Source organism: Bifidobacterium goeldii (genome assembly GCF_003951095.1).
GTDB classification, from domain to species: Bacteria; Actinomycetota; Actinomycetes; order Actinomycetales; family Bifidobacteriaceae; genus Bifidobacterium; species Bifidobacterium goeldii.
In genome coordinates this window covers 184,526-202,911 of sequence record NZ_QXGL01000001.1, presented here as the reverse complement: position 1 = coordinate 202,911, position 18,386 = coordinate 184,526, and the positions used below count along the sequence as shown (strand labels likewise).

Sequence of the window (18,386 nt, the reverse complement as noted above, 5' to 3'; positions counted from 1 at the left end):
GTTCACATGGGTGTTGGCCAGATTGCAGGCCTGATCGCGGCGATTGCGTTCGCTGTACTTGCGGGCTTTATGATCTATCCGCTCATTCGCCTAGGCAAGCTGTTCGACCAGATTGCGGACACGGTTAGAGAATCGGGCGAACATGCCATCCCCGCGCTTGACGAAGGTGTAACCACCGTCAAGCAAGTGAACAAGTCACTCGAGGACGTGAATCGCATTTCAGCTGCAGCCTCCGCAACAGCTGACAATGTGGGCGCGCTTACCGACCTGTATGGGTCGTTCCTCGGCAAGCCGGTCATCAAAATTGCCTCTGCGTTCTACGCGTTGAGGACTACTGCACAGTCGTTCTTGGCTGGTAAGAGTACCGGTCGGCCTGTAGACGACGCCAAGGGGGAGTGATGTTCAAACGCATGTTTTGGATCGGCATGGGGGTTGCCATTGGCGCCGTCGCAGTCGTCAAAGCGCAGGCTTATGTAAAAGCCAATACGCCTGAGACGGCTCGTCGTTTCATGTTTGGTCCAGATCAGGATCATGTGGGCATGAGAACGCTCGAAGGGCTGATTAACGAGTTCAACGCTACACGCCGAGCCCGTGAGGCTGAACTTAATCAACACTACATCGATCGTGCCGCTCGCTGACAAAAAGTCAGTATCGGCAAACCGCACACATCTCTTCACTATTCATCACTCATCGTCTCACCATCATCTGCGGGCCATACGGCTCGCCCAACAAGGAGTTCATCAACTCATGCGCACTTCAGAAATCGCGAAGCGCTATCTTGATTATTTCGGCAAGCACGATCATCTCATCGTGCCGTCGGCATCTCTGATCTCGCCGAACCCAACCACCCTGTTCACTATTGCAGGCATGGTGCCGTTCATTCCATACCTCATGGGCGAGCAGACCCCGCCGAAGCATCGCATGGCCTCCAACCAGAAGTGCGTGCGCACGCTCGACATTGACGAGGTTGGTAAGACCACTCGTCACGGCACCTTCTTCCAGATGCTCGGTAACTTCTCCTTCGGCGATTACTTCAAGGAAGAAGCCATTCACTATGCGTGGGAGCTGCTGACCACTCCGCAGGATCAGGGCGGTTACGGTTTTGACCCGGAGAAGCTGTGGATGACGACCTTCACCGACGACGAGGAAGCTCGCTCGCTGTGGAAGAACGAAGGCGTTGACCCTGAGCACATCCAGATCATGGGCATGGAAGACAACTTCTGGACCACTGGTGGTCCTGGCCCTGGCGGCCCGTGCTCCGAAATCTACGTCGACCGCGGCCCTGAATACGGTGTTGAAGGTGGCCCGATCGCCGACGAAAACCGTTACATTGAGATCTGGGACCTCGTGTTCGAAAACTATGAGGTCGACAACGTCAAGTCCAAGACCGATCTGCACATTGTTGGTGAGCTTGAAAACAAGAACATCGATACTGGTGCTGGCCTTGAACGTCTTGCATACCTGATGCAGGGCAAGCAGAACATTTATGAAACCGATGAAGTCTTCCCGGTTATCGAAGCTGCCGAGCGTCTTTCGGGCCGTAAGTACGGCGAGGACGAAAAGGCTGACGTGAAGTTCCGCGTTGTGGCCGACCACGTGCGTTCTGCGTTGATGATCATGTCTGATGGCGTGCGCCCATCCAACGTTGGCCGTGGCTATGTGCTGCGCCGTCTGCTGCGTCGTACTATTCAGGCTATGCGTGTGCTTGGCGTAACCGATCCGGTTATCCCCGAGCTGCTGCCTGTCTCTAAGGACGCGATGGTCGCTTCCTACCCGGAGCTCAACGACACGTTCCACGACGTATCTGAAGCCGCCTACGGCGAAGAGGATGCGTTCCGCCGCACGCTCGACAACGGTATTCAGATCCTCGACGTGGCTGTTAAGAAGGCTAAGGAATCTGGCGCTGATGCGACCGTCTCCGGTTCTGACGCATTCACGCTGCACGATACGTATGGTTTCCCGATTGAGCTGACCCTCGAAATGGCGGCCGACCAGGGCGTTAAGGTTGACGAAGCAAAGTTCCGCGAGCTGATGAGCGAGCAGAAGTCTCGCGCCCGCGCCGACGCGCTGAAGAAGCGTCACAACGTTGATCTTTCTGTCTACGACGATTTCAAGAAGACGCTCGCCAAGCCGATCGACTTCCTCGGCTACACCGACTTCTCTGCTCGCGGCACCGTTATCGGCATTATGCAGGAAGGCAAGGGTTCCGTCCCAGCTGTCACCGCTCCAGCAAACATCGAGGTCATCCTTGACCGCACGCCATTCTATGCGGAAGCTGGCGGCCAGCTCGCTGATCAGGGTGAGATTCTCTCCGATGATGGTGCAGTGCTTGAAGTTGACGACGTGCAGAAGCCGATCAAGGATCTCATCGTCCACCAGTGCCGTCTAACCGAAGGCACTCTCGTGGTTGGTTCGCCGGTCAACGCGAACATTGATCTCGATCGTCGTGGCGCTATTGCCCGCTCGCACACTGCAACGCACATGGTGCACAAGGCGCTGCGTGAAGAGCTCGGCCCGCAGGCTACCCAGCGTGGTTCTGAGGATGCTCCGAACCGTCTGCGTTTCGACTTCCAGTGGTCCAAGGCTCCGTCCAAGACGGTGATGAATGCTGTTGAGGCTCGCGTTAACGAGAAGCTGCGTGACAACCTTGCTGTCACCACCAAGGAAATGAAGTTCGACGACGCGATTGCGCTTGGCGCAATGCACTTGTTCGGCGAAAAGTACGGTGACATCGTGCGCGTCGTGTCCATTGGCGAAGACGGTTGGAGCCGCGAGCTGTGCGGCGGCACCCACGTCGACCATGTTGGCAAGATCGGCATGGTCAACATCATGTCTGAAGCGTCCATCGGCTCTGGTGTGCGTCGTGTTGACGCGCTCGTCGGTGCTGGCGCGTACGACTTCAATGCTCGCGAACATGCACTGGTCTCCCAGCTGAGCGACAAGCTCAATGCTCGTCCGGACGAGCTGGCTGAGCGTGTGAACACGCTGCTCGCCAAGCTCAAGGAATCTGATCGCCGTCTCGCGGCCATGTACGAAAGCCAGCTGGCTGCGGCTATGCCGGCGCTCGTGGCTGAAACCCGTGCGTCTGCAGCTCCGGTCAAGGTCGCTGCGAAGAACGTCGGCCACTTCGGTTCGTTCGACGCCCTGCGCAAGACCGTGCTTGACGTGCGCGCTCAGCTCGGCGACGAGGCACCAGTTGTAGTGGCTCTTGCAGGCGTATCGGAAGACGATAAGCCGATGGTTGCTGTGGCTACCAACGAGGCTGCTCGCAAAGCTGGCATTAAGGCCGGCGATCTGGTGCGCGGCGCATCCAAGATCCTCGGTGGCGGTGGCGGCGGCAAGCCGGACTTCGCCCAGGGTGGCGGTGCCGATGCTTCCAAGATCGACGAGGCGATCGCCGCGCTGAAGAACGAGGCGCTGAAGGGCTGAGTTGCCTAGTGGTATGGCTCGGCGTTGATTTAGGTGATGCCCGGGTCGGACTTGCATTGTCCGACCCGGAGCTCACCTTCGCACACCCTGCGGGCAATGTGAGGGTGTTCGGTGATTCTTTTCAGGCATTGGACGACGTCATCGGCGTCATAGAAGACGAATCGGTGGAGCGCGTTGTTGTGGGATTGCCGTTGCAGCTTGACGGGACTGAAGGCAAAAGCGCCAAGAAGGCCCGCAGGTGGGTGGCAAATCTTACTAAGCGAATGCAAGACTATATTGATGCCGGAGAATGTGCTGTTGCGCAGGTTCCCGACATTATTCTGCTGGATGAGCGTTTGACTACGGTTAGCGCGCATCGTCAGCTAATTGACGCGCAACTAGGAACGCGAAAGCATAGGCCTTTCGTTGATCAACAATCTGCGGTTGTGATTCTGCAGACCGCTTTGGATCGTGCTGCGCATTGTGAGGAGCAAAACAGTGTCTGATAATCTTGAGGATTTCTTCGAGGAAAGCACCCACTGGGTGGATGGGCGCGGTAACGCGACTCCTGTTGCACCTCCTAAGCCGCCGAAATCGCGCAAGGAAATGCGTCAACGGCGCAATCGTAAGCGCCGTAAAACACTGACTAAAGTTATTGCTGCTGTTATTATCGTCGCCCTCGTTGGTGTAGGCGGCTGGTTCGCATACGGTGCGCTCAAGTCCCTGCGTGAACGCAACACTTCTGAAGTGACGCTGTTGGAAGACTACGAGGGCCCTGGCTATGGTTCAGTAGAATTCACCGTGGCTCAAGGTGACAATTCGGTAACCATTGCGAAGAATCTCGTCAAAGCGCAGGTGATTAAATCTGAAGCTGCGTTCACTAGCCTTGCTGCTGGGCAAACACTGTACCCTGGTACCTACGATCTCAAGAAGCACATGGCTGGCGCTGACGTAGTCGCAATTCTTACGGATCAGTCCAAGGCTAAAGGTTTCCTCGATGTGAAGGCTGGCGAACGCGTCTCTGACGTGATCAAATCAGCCGCAACACTGTCTGGTATCGATGAATCCGAATTCCAAGCGATTATCGACGCTAAGGGCGCTGGCATTCTTCCTGAAGAAGCCGGCGGCAATTTTGAAGGTTGGCTTGAGCCGGGAAGCTACGATGTGAAATCAGCATCTTCCGCGCAGGAAATCTTAAAGAACATGGTCGATAAGCGTATCGCTAAGCTTGATGCATTGGGTGCGCCGACCGGTGCTGAGCGTGAACGTCTGCTCATTATTGCTTCTATCGCAGAATCTGAGGTGAATTGGGCGCAGTATTACGGCAAAGTCACGCGTGTAATTCTCAACAGGCTTGATCAAAACATGACGTTGGGCATGGATTCAACTACCGCGTATGGTTTGGGTATTAACGCTGGTCAGTTGACGAACGCTCAGCTACAAGACAAGTCAAACCCATATAACACGCGTGTCAATACTGGGCTTACGCCCACGCCGATTAGCAATCCTGGAGATAATGCTATTGAGGCGGCGCTCTCGCCAGAAGAGGGTAATTGGCTGTATTTCGTAACCGTCAATTTGAAGACTGGCGAAACGAAATTCACTGATAACTACGATGAGTTTTTGAAGTTCCGTGACGAATACAAGGCAAATAATCCGGACGCAAACTGATAGATAATACATAACTCACAGTAATGCGACGCATTGCTGCAGATGGGGGGAGAGCACTCCTTGTCATCTGTATCAATGCGTCGCATTTGCATTATTGTGCAGCGCGAGATTGTTGGCTTATAACAATGAGGCGATACTCACGGCAACAATTGCCGCCAGCACAATGACTGGAGCAAATGGCGTTTTCTTGCGAAGACGAGTGCTGTGTACGTGTTTGGACACATGCGGCCATATGGCAAGCCATAATATGCCAAGAGCACCCATCGAAAGCCACCACATCACAACTGCAGTAAGGCCAAACATACCGGGTGCTAAGCCAATAACAATCATGCAAGTTACATCACCAAACCCTAACGAGCCAGGTTTGATCATCGCTAATCCCAGTTGAATCAACGTGCTCAATATTGCGAATAGCAACGCTTGCACGATGATGAACATGTCGTTGACTGCGATTGCATATGCGGCAATGGTTGCGATCTGTGCCACGAACCCAAGTGCTACCCATAGCCGTGGAATGCGTCGAGCGCGCATATCTTCAACACATAGGGCAAGCCCACATATCAAGCCGGGAAGCAACATGAGGTAAACCATGCCCTAAGATATACCGGAGTTGTCGATTGAATTAAAGGAGAGGGCATGTTGCGTTGGCAGACGGCAGGTGAATCGCACGGTGAGGCGTTGGTCGCCATGATCGAAGGCCTGCCTGCTGGGGTAGAAGTTGCTACTCAAGATGTGGTGGATGCGCTGGCTCGCCGCCGTCTTGGATATGGTCGTGGCGCGCGCATGAAGTTTGAGCAAGATAAAGTGCGTTTGCTCACTGGCGTGCGTTTTGGTCGTACGCTTGGCTCCCCAATTGCTGTGGAGATTGCCAACACTGAATGGCCAAAATGGACTGAAGTCATGAGCGCTGATGCACTGGATCATGACTTACCGCGTGAAGGACGTAATGCTCCACTGTCTCGCCCGCGCCCAGGACATGCTGATCTGACCGGTATGCGTAAGTATGGTTTCGATGATGCGCGCCCAGTGCTTGAACGTTCTAGTGCGCGCGAGACTGCTTCTCGCGTGGCGTTGGGTGCTATTGCTGCTCGTTTCCTTGAACAGTCGGTAGGTATTCGCACGGTTGCGCATGTGATTTCTATTGGCGGCGCTGGCGTTGAGGATCCGGCGAACGCGCCGTTGCCTACGCCTGACGATGTGGCTGCGCTTGACGCATCCCCAGTACGTACGCTTGACAAGGATGCTGAAGCGCGCATGATCGCACGCATCGACGAGATTAAATCCAATGCTGACACCGTTGGTGGTGTTATCGAAGTAATTGCGTATGGCGTGCCTGCAGGCTTAGGCACGTATGTGGAATCTGATCGTCGTCTCGACGCCGCGTTGGCCGGCGCTGTTATGGGCATCCAGGCCATCAAGGGTGTGGAAATTGGCGATGGATTCCTTGAAGCTGTGCGCCCAGGTTCTGCCGCACACGATGAGATGGTTCCTGGCGAAGATGGTCATATCAGCAGGCTCACGAATCGCGCAGGTGGCATCGAAGGCGGCATGTCGAACGGTCAGCCAATTCGCGTGCGCGCTGCAATGAAGCCGATCCCATCGATCCCACGCGCATTGCGTACCGTGGACGTGGCCTCTGGTGAGGCAGCTCAGGCGATCAATCAGCGTTCGGATTCGACAGCAGTGCCGGCAGCATCCGTGGTTGCAGAAGCTATGGTGCGACTTACTCTGGCACGTTTTGTGTTGGAAAAGTTTGGCGGAGACAGCATCGAGGAAACGCGACGCAACGCCGAAGCGTATCTTGCATCTTGGCCCGAGCACATGCGCTGAGCTCATAGACCTGCAACGTAACCGGCCCTAAGACTGATGGTGCAATTGCACTGCTAACGTCAAAGGCCGGTTACGAAGATTTGAAGAGGAACACATTCACATGACAGTACGTCCTATTGCGGTAATCATTGGCATGATGGGCGCCGGTAAAACCCGTGTTGGCAAAGAGGTTGCGCAATTGATGCGCGCACCGTTTATTGATGCTGACGTGGAAATCGAACGCGAAGTTGGGATGCGTATCCCAGAGTATTTCGACCGATATGGTGAGCCAGCGTTCCGTGATGTGGAATGCGATCTTATTACTCGCAGGTTGCGTGATTTCAATGGCATTTTCGCACTTGGCGGTGGAGCACCAATGACTGCCGGCGTGCAGGATGCGTTAGCTGACTATATTGCTGACGGTGGCAAGGTCGTCTATCTGATGGCTGATCCGCGTGAAGCAATGGAGCGCGCTCATCGCGGTGGAGGTCGGCCGATGCTCAACGGCGGTGACGCAAACGCCCGGTGGAAATCACTGTATACAGTGCGCGATCCGGTATATCGTCAAGTTGCTAACGTTCACGTGCCGACGCGTGGGCAGACGCCGTTAGCTGCGGCGAGGAGGATGATGGACATGATCAACGAGCGTACCGTTCATGTGAATGTTACGAACGGTGAAGACTATGACGTGCGTATCGGCGAAGGATCAATGACTCACTTGGCTGAGGTGCTCGGAAGCAAGCCAGCCAAGATCGCGTTGATCCACACACAGCCCGTACAACGGCACTCTGATCATGCGCGCGCGATTTTGCGCCAAGCTGGTTATCAGGTTTCGGATATCGTTATTCCTGATGCAGAATCTGGTAAAACTATTGACGTAGCCAATGGTATTTGGCAGCGTCTTGGTGATGAAGGCTTTACGCGTTCGGATGCTGTTGTTGGTGTTGGCGGCGGTGCTGCCACTGATCTTGCTGGTTTTGTAGCTGCTACGTGGATGCGTGGCGTACGTTACGTGAACTGCCCGACGTCACTGCTGGCTATGGTTGACGCTTCTACCGGCGGCAAGACTGGTATTAACACGCCACAGGGCAAGAACTTGGTTGGCTCGTTCTACACGCCTGCTGGTGTGCTAGCAGACATGAAAACGTTGGCTTCACTGCCGAACGATATTTTTATCGAAGGTCTGGGCGAGGTTGCTAAGTCTGGGTTCCTCATGGATCGTCAGATTTTGACGATTCTTGAGGAACATGCAGCGCAACTGCGTGCCTTTGATGGTGCATCCTTCCTTGGCTCTGGTTTGGAAGATGTGGTCGCTGAGCTGATTGAACGCACTGTGCGCGTCAAGGCGTACCACGTTTCCGCGGACCTTAAGGAAGCTGGGTTGCGTGAATTCCTTAACTATGGGCACACGCTCGCACACGCTATCGAGAAGCTGGAGCACTTCCGCTGGCGTCACGGCAATGCCGTTGCTGTTGGCATGGTGTACGCGGCCGAACTAGCGTCGCTGCTTGGCTATATCGATCGTGATTTGGTTGACTATCACCGCTCGTTGCTGTCTTCGCTCGGGCTACCGATCTCATGGAATGGTGGCTCATTCGACGAAGTGCTCGCACTCATGCATCGCGATAAGAAGGCACGTGGTAACAAGCTGCGCTTCGTTGTGATCGATGGTGAGCCTGGTCACATGACGCACCTCGAGGATCCGCCAGCAGATGCGGTGCGTGAGGCTTTCGACCGCATTCGCAGTTAGCGATACTCGCAAGTTGTAACCGAACTCATTGGCAATCATTGATTCGAAATAAAGGATTGAACCATGACCAAAGTGATCGTTGTGAACGGCCCAAATCTTGGCCGTCTTGGCGTGCGCCAGCCCGATGTGTATGGGCGTCAAGATCTCGAAGAGCTGCGTCGTCTGTGCACCGAATGGGGTAAGGAATTCGGTCTCGACGTTGAAGTGCGTCAAACTGATGATGAGGCTGAAATGGTGCAGTGGATGCACCGAGCTGCCGATGAGAAAACCCCGGTAGTGATGAATCCTGCTGCGTTCACGCACTATTCGTACGCTTTGGCTGATGCGGCTCACATGGTCGGTGACGCTGGTTTGCCGCTTATGGAAGTGCATATTTCTAACCCGTCTGCTCGCGACGAGTTCCGTAAGCGTTCTGTGATTTCGCCAGTCGCTACGGGCACGATTACCGGCCTTGGTTTCTTCGGATATCGCTTGGCGATTGAGGCTATTGCGCATTTGGTAAACGCGTAAAGCAACGACGCAACACGGTGTGATCTGTGGGCTCATCTGCTATTTTGGCGGATGAGCCCATTGCGTTATTGAGGGTAACACGCCGCGTCACACATGGATGATAGGATGAAATTCCATGGTTAGAAGACAACATGGCAATTCTCAAGAGCACGTTACCAAGCACATTTTCGTTACCGGTGGCGTGGTTTCCTCCCTCGGTAAAGGCCTGACCGCATCCTCTCTCGGTCGTTTGCTGCGCAGTCGCGGTATTAAGGTGTTGCAGCAGAAGCTCGACCCGTATATCAACGTGGATCCGGGCACGATGAACCCGTTCCAGCACGGTGAAGTGTACGTGACTGAGGATGGTGCTGAAACTGATCTTGACATCGGACACTACGAGCGCTTCCTTGACGTCTTCCTGAGCCAGAAGGCAAACGTTACTACTGGCCAGATTTACCAGGAAGTGTTGCGCAAGGAGCGTGCTGGCGAATATCTCGGCCAGTGCGTGCAGGTTATCCCGCATATCACGAACGAGATCAAGTCGCGTATGCGCGCGCAGGCGAGTGATGATGTTGACGTGATCATCACTGAGATCGGTGGCACGGTTGGCGACATTGAATCCCAGCCGTTCCTTGAGGCAGCTCGCGAAGTGCGTCGCGATCTCGGTAGTGAAAACTGCATGTTCGTGCACGTCTCGCTCGTACCGTACATCTCTGCTGCTCATGAGCTCAAGACTAAGCCGACCCAGCATTCTGTGATGATGCTGCGCCAGCTGGGTATCACGCCGGACGCGCTCGTGCTGCGTTCTGACCGTCCGCTCAACCAGTCCATCAAGGACAAGATCTCCCTGATGTGCGACGTGGATGAGGAAGGCGTGGTCAACTGCGTGGACGCGCCGAGCATCTACGACGTGCCGAAGATCCTGTTCAACGAGGGTCTTGACGCCTACGTGGTGCGTGAGCTTGGTCTGCCGTTCCACGATGTTGATTGGGACGAGTGGGCTGACCTGCTCGAGCGTGTGCACCACCCGAAGCACGAGGTCAACATTGCGATCGTCGGCAAGTACATCGATCTGCCGGACGCTTACCTGTCTGTCACCGAGGCTATTAAGGCTGGTGGCTTCGCTAACTGGGCGAAGGTTAACGTCAAGTGGGTTGCTGCCGACAAGTGTGAGACCGAGGCTGGTGCGGCTGCGGCCCTCGACCAGGTTGACGGCATCGTCGTGCCAGGCGGCTTTGGTATCCGTGGTATTGACGGCAAGATCGGCGCTTTGAAGTTCGCTCGCGAACACAAGCTGCCCGCGCTTGGCCTGTGCCTCGGCCTGCAGTCGATGGTCATCGAATACGCGCGCCACGTGCTGGGCATCGAGGACGCGAACTCTTCCGAGTTTGAACCGGATTGCGCCAACCCGGTTATCGCCACGATGGAAGAGCAGAAGGACATCGTCGCCGGCCACGGTGACATGGGCCACACGATGCGATTGGGCTCCTACCCGGCCGAGCTGGAAGAGGATTCCCTTGTCGCTCAGCTGTACGGCACCACGCACGTTACCGAGCGTCACCGTCACCGTTACGAAGTGAACGTGGCATACAAGGATCGTTTGCGCGAAGGCGGCCTGCGCATCTCCGGCCAGAGCCCGGATGGTGAGCTCACCGAGTTCGTTGAGCTGCCGCAGGACGTGCACCCGTTCTACGTGGCCACCCAGGCCCACCCGGAGTTCAAGTCCCGCCCAACCAAGCCGCACCCGCTGTTCGCAGGTCTGGTCAGGGCAGCTCTCGATCATCAAGCAGAGCGCGAAGGCAAGTGAGCTAGATTCGTTGCAATAAACGAATAGGGCAGAGCTTTCTCAACGTGTGGGGGCGTACCGAATATTTTCGGTACGCCCCCACACGTTGTAATGGCTTTTTCAGTGAGCGCTTATCCCAGTGCAAGCGTTGTACCGCCCATGAGTGCGCCTATGCCGTATAGTGCAACAATGTGTGCCGGATAGTATGCATAGAAGAACCATTTGATGCCCGGTCCTCGTCGCCGATCGTATAACAGCATGAACGGTAAGGCGAACACCATCATCCACTGATAGTTGGCGAGTAGACCACCGCCAGCACTGAACGGGTCAATACCGAACAGTTCAAGGAGCCCGTTGAATATGAATGAAAGATGAGATGGTCCGCCGCTCATCCCCATTAGTCGACCGGTGACAAGTTGGATGAAGCGTGCGCCGATACTCGAATATGCGAGCGCGTACGCTGCCACCATGCCGATATACGATGCAGACAGGATGATTTTATGTTCACGGGTCATCCACAGGATTACGCCAAGCAGTACGTAAAACAATCCACCTTCAAGATTGAATATGCTGCCGGTTGCTGCTAACAGTGGATAAGCAAACGATTCCGGAATAGACCAGATTGAATCTATCACTGATAGCACAACCATAAGTCCAACTTGGTAGGCGATGTATAACGCAATGTTGCGAGTTTTACGATGTACCGTTGGAGCGGACAGCAGCGAGATAATGAGCGCTGTCTGGAACAGATTAGTAAACACATTGTTGCTGATGAGCAAGCCGCCCTGAATGGCAGACATCGCCACACTCGCTACATATAGGCGCAGCAGATACCGTTTGCGATCATGAGTGAATTCGCAACTCCAACCTACTAGAAAAATAAATATTGGTCCTGCAAGCCGCCCAATCCAACGCAGTTCTATTGGCATCCCCGGTATGAATTCGCCCACATGATCGATGGTCATGAACACGCATGCCATCACCTTTAACGCAAAGGAAGTCATTGTTCTCCGTCTAAAGAAAAGTGTGGTGTTTCTCCACCGAACTGGTGGCGAAACACCACACGAAGAATCAGCAATTACGAAATATCACCATTGAAACTAATGCTCGAACTTTTATTGTAATACCAAGCTGCGTTGTAGAAGCAGAGATAGATCTTATCGCTTGATCCTGTACTTACGGTATATTGAAGACCGACACCGGGATTTACAGTGTGTTTATCAATATTAGTATCTTCGACTAGCAACCGACGTTTGGTAGTGTAAATATCAATAGGACTTGATCCTGTGTTTCTTATCCAAATTGTATAATTTTTCTTACCAGTAAACAGGTAGTTCGTATAGATGAATTGGTAAATATTGCTGCCTTTGAACGAATACGCACCTTTTGAACTAATATTCCATACAGGACCTGGAAGATCTTGACCGCGCGTTTTCTTTCCCTCAATAAGATAGGACGGATCGGTTGTTAGTCCGATGTTCTCGTCACTAGATGCGTAAGCTGGTTGAATCATAATGGAAAGCAAACACAGGATACTGCATGCTGCAGCTATAAGACGTTTAATGAGCTTTGTCATGTCGTTTCCTTTCATCGGCGATGATGTGTGGACGACATTTACTGTATCTAGTTTGTATGGGGCATCATCTAAAAGATGATGCCCCATACGCATCTCTTAGCATGAGAGCTACCGGGAGAGCATTCAATTATTAGGGAGGATTCGTTTGAAACGATTTTCCGCTGCAATTATGGCTATTATTCTGTCAGTATCACCATCTTTTTCGCTGATGCATTATGGATCTTCTGCTTCGACATCTTCAGATGATGCATATACACGTATTGTTGATTGCCCAGCATGGCTCAGGTGGTTTTGTGGCCCTCGTTAATCTGTAGCATCGGGATTTCCGCAGTCATAACCCACAGACCATCTTCAGAGTTCGCAGTAAATGTGCCGCCTAGCGATAGTATTTTCAATTTGTGCAGTGCTAGACCTTTACCGCTGTGGGCATACGAATAGCTCGAGAACGTGGATTCAACATTGAACTGGTAGATAACAATCTTAGACTTTAGCAGTCTTATATGCACGTAGTATGAATCTTCTCCTTTGCGCCCGTGCGAAAGAATATTGGTGTACATATGGTCGATAAAAGATGAGATTTCATTCGTGCATCGTGGATCAAGACCTTGCACGAGAGGATTGTAACTGCATTCGATTTGACTGATACCGAATACGCCTGCGATATTCATTCGATTATCGTTGTCCGTTACTATGCGCTGTAGCTCATCTTGCAAAGTCTTTGTTGGATTTTTTGTAGTCTTATATTTTGGATCACTACCTGTATCTAACGCATCAATTACTTCGCGGACTTCGGATAATGCTTGTTGGGCCGTTGAATGAATGAGATCCATTTTTGCGCTACATTCATCATCGTTATTTTGCATCTCGTTTTTGCACTGTATCGCAAGCAAAGATATCAAAGTCAAGCTACGCGTTGTTGAATCGTGAATTGTGCTGGCAAGCCTAACATCCCTATACAGTCTATCTCTCTCCATTTGTATTTGCCGCTGTTCCTCTAACGTATGACGCAGTCGTTCGTTCTTTACATGTTCAGACACAGCAAAACCCGCTAGCATAGCAACAAGATATGAGCACATCACAGTAAGTACGCCAGAGGGCACCCATCCGGAATCTGGATATGCATACAAAGCGCTAACGCGACTCATTGCCTTCAATATCAGCATGAGTATGGCTACCAACGTTCTCCGTTGATACGCTAATAATGAAAATGCTAGCCAGCTGCTCCAAAGTTGTGGGGAAAAATGTATCCCTGGTAGTAATTCCGTGACTATGGAAACCACGAGGATTGCTATTCCGCATGGCAGTATCTTCCAATACATGCCAATCGTCAAACATATTTGTATGACTACTGATATGCAAACGATTAGTGATGATTCATTACTGACCAGATATTCGGCTGCAGTGAAAATAACCGTTAGCGTAATCATCAGCGCGATATATGGATGGCCAATGCTTTCGCAAAACTGTCGATGCTTAATGCGCTCACAAAGAATCATTGGATGTTGTTCTCCGATTCGTTACTCAAGCTACTCCATAGTCGAATGGCATGAAGTTTGTTACGCGCACCAAGTTTTGTAATAACATGTCGCACATGAGTTTTTACCGTAGCTTCAGATAGTCCAAGTTTGATGGCGACTTCTCGTGCCGTATATCCTTCGATTGTTTGGTTCATAATCTCAGCCTCTCGTGCCGATAAAACCCCGCAATGGCTTTGATACGGTAAAGCCGTCGGCTGTGAAAAACCTTCTTGTACGTATGGTTTTCCTAATGCACAGTTAATAAGACAACGTTCCATTCCAGCGAAATCTGCTTTATCGAGTAATGCTTGTGCTCCAGATTGTTGTGCTCGAGTACGGTAATGATTGAGAGAGTGTGCGGTCATTGCAAGGATTGGCATACTTTCTGAGATATGCCGTATGCGTAGGCAAACAGTCGCACCGTCGATGTCATCCATGCCCATGTCAATGAGCATTGCGTCTGGTCTTGTTGTGTGATGAACACATCGTTCAACTGCGTCATTGCCGAATCGTGTTGTCCATAGTACGGAGATCGCATATGTGCTGAAAAGTCGGTGATCAATCAGTGCGCGTAATGCGGCTAAGGTCATGGCATCGTCATCTACGATTCCCAGCCGAAAGCCTTGTTGCTTGTTCAACTGCATATTGTCGCTGCCTTTGGTAGATTCCACACCAACTATACGGGAAAACAATGCTTATTTGGCATGACATGTTGCATGCTGCGCATACAGCAGCGTAAACGTGGGCTGGTTCACGTTCGCGCGGAGCCAACATGCGGTGTCGCTGTGGAGTTCGCCTTAGGGTTCTGCTAGGTTTACCAAGGAACTAAGTGAGAATGGAGGCAGTGTACGGTGAGCGACACCCAAGCACCCAACGCCGCGTCCGACGTGGAGATGAGCCAGTACGTGGCCGATCGAGCACGCGTGGACGAAGAGAAACTCAAAAAGGATGATGAGATCATCCAGCAGTTTGGCGACTACACGTACGGCTGGCATGATTCTGATGCGGCCGGAGAGGCTGCTAAGCGAGGCATTGACGAGAACGTTGTGCGCGCGATCAGCGCTGATAAGAATGAGCCGCAGTGGATGCTCGATATGCGTCTGCGCGGTTTCAAGGCGTTCCTTGAAAAGCCTATGCCCGATTGGGGCGTGGACCTGTCTGGTTTCAACGCCGATGACTTTAAGTACTACGTCAAGCCGATTGATAAGCAGGCCAAGACGTGGGAGGAGCTGCCTGACGACATTCGCTCCACCTATGATCGTCTCGGTATCCCGGAGGCCGAGAAGAAGCGTCTTGTCTCCGGCGTCGCAGCCCAGTACGAGTCCGAGGTTATCTACAACTCCATCCAAGAGGACCTCAAGAAGCAGGGCGTGATCTTCGTTGACACTGATACCGCAGTGCGCGAATACCCCGACCTTGTGCGCAAGTACTTTGGCACTGTCGTCTCCCCGGAAGACAACAAGTTCGGCGCGCTCAACACCGCCGCATGGTCTGGCGGCTCGTTCGTGTACGTGCCGAAGGGCGTGCACGTTGATATCCCACTGCAGGCGTACTTCCGCATTAACACGCCGGCCATGGGCCAGTTCGAGCGTACGCTGATCATCGCCGACGAAGGCTCCTACGTGCATTACGTTGAAGGCTGCACCGCGCCGATCTGGTCTGAGGACTCGCTGCACGCGGCCATCGTCGAAATCATTGTCGAAAAGCATGCGCGCGTACGTTACACCACCGTGCAGAACTGGTCGAACAACGTGTACAACCTCGTCACCCAGCGCGCTTACGTGCGCGAAGGCGGCACGATGGAATGGGTCGATGGCAACATCGGCTCCAAGGCGACCATGAAGTACCCGGCGTGTATTCTCGCTGAGCCGTATGCGAAGGCTGAGACCATGTCGCTCGGCTTCGCTGGCAAAGGCCAGTATCAGGACACGGGCGCGAAGATGATCCATCTTGCCCCGCACACCAGCTCCACGATCGTCGCCAAGTCGATTTCGCGCGGTGGCGGACGCTCCGCTTACCGTGGCCTCGTCAAGATCGTCGACGGTGCAGAAGGCTCCTCCAACTCGACCGTATGCGATGCGCTGCTCGTTGATGATTTCTCCCGTTCCGACACGTACCCGCATGTGGACGTGCGTGAGGACGATGTGACGATGGCGCACGAAGCGACCGTCTCCAAAGTCTCTGAAGACCAGCTCTTCTACCTGATGAGCCGTGGCCTCGAAGAGAAGGAAGCAATGGGCATGATCGTGCGCGGCTTCGTCGAGCCGATCAGCCGCGAGCTGCCAATGGAGTATGCGCTCGAACTGAACCGTTTGGTCGAACTGCAAATGGAAGGATCGGTGGGCTGATTCCCATGGCATCGAACACAACCGAACTTAACATTCCCGTCGCGGATCCGAACGATCCGTATGCGATCCCCGCGGCCATGCCGTCCAGCGCCGATAAGGAGCCACGCTCGTTCGACGTGGCTGATTTCGCCATGCCAACGCGCAAGCAGGAGGACTGGCGTTACACGCCTCTTGAGCGCATCGCAGAATTCCTCGACGTGTTCAAGCCGAGCGGCGAGACAACTATTGAGATCAGCGACACGAAGGGTAACGCTGTCGATCCGGCGCATGTGGCTATTAGCCAAGTGCCCATCAACCAAGCACCTTCTGGCACTGTTTCCAAGCCGAATGACCGCGCATCCGTCGTGGAATGGAATTCCGGGCGCACTGCGACCGTGATCGCGCTGAACGGCGAAATCGCTGAACCGGTGCTGATCACTGTTACCGGCGGCGGGCTTGACCTTGACGCACTGCATTTGGTGATCACTGCTGCCGCAGGTACGCATGCCGACGTTATCGTCGAGCATAAGGGGCCTGCCAAGTTAGCTGAAGGTGTTGAAATCATTACTGGCCGTGATTCGCACGTTTCTACCACGTTCGTGCAGGAATGGGATAAAGGCTCCAAGCATGTGGGCAACCATCGCATTCGCGTCGGCCAGGGCGCATCCTTGCGTCACTCGGTCGTCACTCTCGGCGGCGATGTTGTGCGCATCCGTATGGACCAGGATTTTGGCGGCGAGCAGGGCGATCTCAACATGCTTGGCATCTACTTCGTCGATCCGGGTGAGCACATCGAACACCGCACGATGGTGGTGCACAACGAGCCGGAATGTAAGTCTCGCGTCGTCTACAAGGGCGCGCTCGACGGCAAGGACGCGCACTCTACGTGGGTGGGTAATGCGCTGATTCAGCCGACTGCTCCTGGCACTGATTCATACGAGCTCAACCGTAACCTGGTTCTTACACCGGGTGCTATCGCCGACTCCGAGCCGAATCTTGAAATCGAGAACGGCAACATTATCGGTGCTGGTCACGCTAGCTCCGTGGGCCGTTTTGACGATGAAGAGCTCTTCTACTTGCAGTCGCGCGGTATTCCTGAAGCTGAAGCGCGCAAGCTCGTCGTGCGTGGATTCTTTGGTGAGCTCGTCGAAGAAATTGGCGTGCCCTTCATTTCCGAACACCTGATGAATGTGATCGACCGCCGTCTTGCCCGCGGCGAAAGCGACGCTATGAAAGCCGTATTGGAGGATAAGTAACGATGGCTGAACAGCACACCCTGGAAATCAAGGATCTCTACGCGTCCGTGGAGACCAAGGAGGGTCGCAAGCAGATCCTCAAAGGCGTGAACCTCACCGTTCACTCGGGTGAGATTCACGCGATTATGGGCCCCAATGGTTCCGGTAAGTCCACGCTTGCTTACACGCTGGCCGGCCACCCCAAGTATGAGGTTGATTCCGGTCAGGCGCTGCTCGACGGCGTTGACATTCTCAAGCAAACGCCAGACGAGCGCGCTAAGGAAGGCTTGTTCCTTGCTATGCAGTACCCGGTTGAAGTGCCGGGCGTCTCGATGACGAACTTCCTGCGTACTGCTAAGACTGAGATTGACGGTCAAGCGCCCGCTATTCGTACGTGGGCTAAGGAACTGGGCGAAGCGATGAAGAAGCTGCGCATGGATCCGAAGTTCGCTGGCCGTTCTGTGAACGAGGGCTTCTCCGGCGGTGAGAAGAAGCGCGCTGAAGTGTTGCAGCTCGAGCTGCTCAAGCCGAAGTTTGCGATTATGGACGAGACTGATTCTGGTCTCGATGTTGACGCACTGCGCATCGTGTCTGAAGGCGTGAACCGTGCTCACGAGAACACGGGCCTCGGCATCATGATGGTTACGCACTACACGCGTATCCTCAAGTACATCAAGCCTGATATTGTGCACGTGTTTGCACAAGGTCACTTCGTTAAGACTGGCGGCCCTGAGCTCGCTGATTATCTTGAAGATCACGGTTATGATGAGTACCTGCCTGAAGGCGCGGACTCTGAATCGGCATTAGCGTAAGGCTTG

17 protein-coding genes are annotated in these 18,386 nt (G+C 53.6%); 12 read left to right on the top strand and 5 right to left on the bottom strand.

From position 1 onward, the window contains the following. Positions 1–6 precede the first annotated feature (6 nt). The 5 genes from D2E25_RS00955 to mltG all read left to right on the top strand — a co-directional run bounded on the left by D2E25_RS00955 (position 7) and on the right by mltG (position 5,079). A complete protein-coding gene (locus tag D2E25_RS00955; RefSeq protein WP_125979185.1) occupies positions 7–399 on the top strand; it encodes a DUF948 domain-containing protein in 393 nt (130 codons plus the stop codon). Then, entirely contained in the window at positions 399–638 is a 240-nt protein-coding gene (locus tag D2E25_RS00950; protein ID WP_125979184.1) for a hypothetical protein, read from the top strand. Before D2E25_RS00955 ends, D2E25_RS00950 begins: the two co-directional genes overlap by 1 nt. 109 nt (positions 639–747) lie before the next feature. After that, positions 748–3,429 carry an alanine--tRNA ligase gene (gene alaS / locus D2E25_RS00945; RefSeq protein ID WP_125979183.1) on the top strand — a complete coding sequence of 894 codons (2,682 nt, stop codon included), beginning with the start codon at positions 748–750 and terminating at the stop codon, positions 3,427–3,429. An 8-nt stretch (positions 3,430–3,437) separates the two neighbouring features. Continuing rightward, positions 3,438–3,914, top strand: a complete 477-nt coding sequence (ruvX, locus tag D2E25_RS00940; protein WP_125979182.1) for a Holliday junction resolvase RuvX — start codon at positions 3,438–3,440, stop codon at positions 3,912–3,914. Next, positions 3,907–5,079 (top strand): endolytic transglycosylase MltG, encoded by a 1,173-nt coding sequence (gene mltG / locus D2E25_RS00935; protein ID WP_125979181.1) that lies wholly within the window; start codon positions 3,907–3,909, stop codon positions 5,077–5,079. Before ruvX ends, mltG begins: the two co-directional genes overlap by 8 nt. 117 nt (positions 5,080–5,196) lie before the next feature. Here the strand turns inward: mltG and D2E25_RS00930 are convergent, their stop codons facing one another. After that, a complete protein-coding gene (locus tag D2E25_RS00930) occupies positions 5,197–5,565 on the bottom strand; it encodes a peptidase A24 (protein WP_338142114.1) in 369 nt (122 codons plus the stop codon). Between the two features lie 150 nt (positions 5,566–5,715). Between D2E25_RS00930 and aroC the strand changes: the two genes are divergently transcribed. The 4 genes from aroC (at position 5,716) to D2E25_RS00905 (ending at position 10,934) form a co-directional block, all read left to right on the top strand. Continuing rightward, on the top strand, positions 5,716–6,909 hold the full coding sequence (gene aroC, locus D2E25_RS00925) for a chorismate synthase (protein ID WP_125979179.1): 1,194 nt from the start codon (positions 5,716–5,718) through the stop codon (positions 6,907–6,909). Positions 6,910–7,009: 100 nt separating this feature from the next. Further along, entirely contained in the window at positions 7,010–8,638 is a 1,629-nt protein-coding gene (locus D2E25_RS00920; protein ID WP_125979178.1) for a bifunctional shikimate kinase/3-dehydroquinate synthase, read from the top strand. A gap of 63 nt (positions 8,639–8,701) precedes the next feature. Beyond that, positions 8,702–9,148: a type II 3-dehydroquinate dehydratase gene (gene aroQ / locus D2E25_RS00915; protein WP_125979177.1), complete on the top strand. Its 447-nt coding sequence runs from the start codon at positions 8,702–8,704 to the stop codon at positions 9,146–9,148. Positions 9,149–9,263: 115 nt separating this feature from the next. Beyond that, entirely contained in the window at positions 9,264–10,934 is a 1,671-nt protein-coding gene (locus D2E25_RS00905) for a CTP synthase (protein WP_125979176.1), read from the top strand. Positions 10,935–11,044: 110 nt separating this feature from the next. Here the strand turns inward: D2E25_RS00905 and D2E25_RS00900 are convergent, their stop codons facing one another. From D2E25_RS00900 to D2E25_RS00885, 4 genes are all read right to left on the bottom strand, one after another. Continuing rightward, on the bottom strand, positions 11,045–11,917 hold the full coding sequence (locus D2E25_RS00900) for a TraX family protein (protein ID WP_125979175.1): 873 nt from the start codon (positions 11,915–11,917) through the stop codon (positions 11,045–11,047). 74 nt (positions 11,918–11,991) lie between these two features. After that, on the bottom strand, positions 11,992–12,489 hold the full coding sequence (locus D2E25_RS00895) for a hypothetical protein (RefSeq protein WP_125979174.1): 498 nt from the start codon (positions 12,487–12,489) through the stop codon (positions 11,992–11,994). A 281-nt stretch (positions 12,490–12,770) separates the two neighbouring features. Then, the gene (locus D2E25_RS00890; protein ID WP_164514647.1) at positions 12,771–13,634 is read right to left on the bottom strand and encodes a sensor histidine kinase; all 864 of its coding nucleotides are present in this window, start codon (positions 13,632–13,634) and stop codon (positions 12,771–12,773) included. 347 nt (positions 13,635–13,981) lie between these two features. Beyond that, positions 13,982–14,677, bottom strand: coding sequence for a response regulator transcription factor (locus D2E25_RS00885; protein WP_125979172.1), 696 nt, complete (start codon positions 14,675–14,677; stop codon positions 13,982–13,984). Positions 14,678–14,899: 222 nt separating this feature from the next. Between D2E25_RS00885 and sufB the strand changes: the two genes are divergently transcribed. Genes sufB through sufC form a run of 3 tightly spaced genes read left to right on the top strand, consistent with a single transcriptional unit; the run spans position 14,900 to position 18,380 of the window. Beyond that, positions 14,900–16,354: a Fe-S cluster assembly protein SufB gene (gene sufB / locus D2E25_RS00880; protein WP_206430723.1), complete on the top strand. Its 1,455-nt coding sequence runs from the start codon at positions 14,900–14,902 to the stop codon at positions 16,352–16,354. 5 nt (positions 16,355–16,359) lie between these two features. Further along, on the top strand, positions 16,360–17,589 hold the full coding sequence (gene sufD / locus D2E25_RS00875) for a Fe-S cluster assembly protein SufD (RefSeq protein ID WP_125979170.1): 1,230 nt from the start codon (positions 16,360–16,362) through the stop codon (positions 17,587–17,589). Positions 17,590–17,591: 2 nt separating this feature from the next. After that, positions 17,592–18,380 (top strand): Fe-S cluster assembly ATPase SufC, encoded by a 789-nt coding sequence (sufC, locus tag D2E25_RS00870; RefSeq protein WP_125979169.1) that lies wholly within the window; start codon positions 17,592–17,594, stop codon positions 18,378–18,380. Positions 18,381–18,386 lie beyond the last annotated feature (6 nt).

Excerpts from the sequence above, each read along its gene's own strand:
- aroQ (WP_125979177.1), top strand. The coding sequence starts at position 8,702 with ATGACCAAAGTGATCGTTGTGAACGGCCCAAATCTTGGCCGTCTTGGC.
- D2E25_RS00950 (WP_125979184.1), top strand. The coding sequence starts at position 399 with ATGTTCAAACGCATGTTTTGGATCGGCATGGGGGTTGCCATTGGCGCC.
- sufC (WP_125979169.1), top strand. The coding sequence starts at position 17,592 with ATGGCTGAACAGCACACCCTGGAAATCAAGGATCTCTACGCGTCCGTG.
- alaS (WP_125979183.1), top strand. The coding sequence starts at position 748 with ATGCGCACTTCAGAAATCGCGAAGCGCTATCTTGATTATTTCGGCAAG.
- D2E25_RS00900 (WP_125979175.1), bottom strand. The coding sequence starts at position 11,917 with ATGACTTCCTTTGCGTTAAAGGTGATGGCATGCGTGTTCATGACCATC.
- D2E25_RS00955 (WP_125979185.1), top strand. The coding sequence starts at position 7 with ATGGGTGTTGGCCAGATTGCAGGCCTGATCGCGGCGATTGCGTTCGCT.
- D2E25_RS00895 (WP_125979174.1), bottom strand. The coding sequence starts at position 12,489 with ATGACAAAGCTCATTAAACGTCTTATAGCTGCAGCATGCAGTATCCTG.
- D2E25_RS00920 (WP_125979178.1), top strand. The coding sequence starts at position 7,010 with ATGACAGTACGTCCTATTGCGGTAATCATTGGCATGATGGGCGCCGGT.
- sufD (WP_125979170.1), top strand. The coding sequence starts at position 16,360 with ATGGCATCGAACACAACCGAACTTAACATTCCCGTCGCGGATCCGAAC.
- D2E25_RS00905 (WP_125979176.1), top strand. The coding sequence starts at position 9,264 with ATGGTTAGAAGACAACATGGCAATTCTCAAGAGCACGTTACCAAGCAC.
- sufB (WP_206430723.1), top strand. The coding sequence starts at position 14,900 with ATGAGCCAGTACGTGGCCGATCGAGCACGCGTGGACGAAGAGAAACTC.
- aroC (WP_125979179.1), top strand. The coding sequence starts at position 5,716 with ATGTTGCGTTGGCAGACGGCAGGTGAATCGCACGGTGAGGCGTTGGTC.
- D2E25_RS00890 (WP_164514647.1), bottom strand. The coding sequence starts at position 13,634 with ATGAGTCGCGTTAGCGCTTTGTATGCATATCCAGATTCCGGATGGGTG.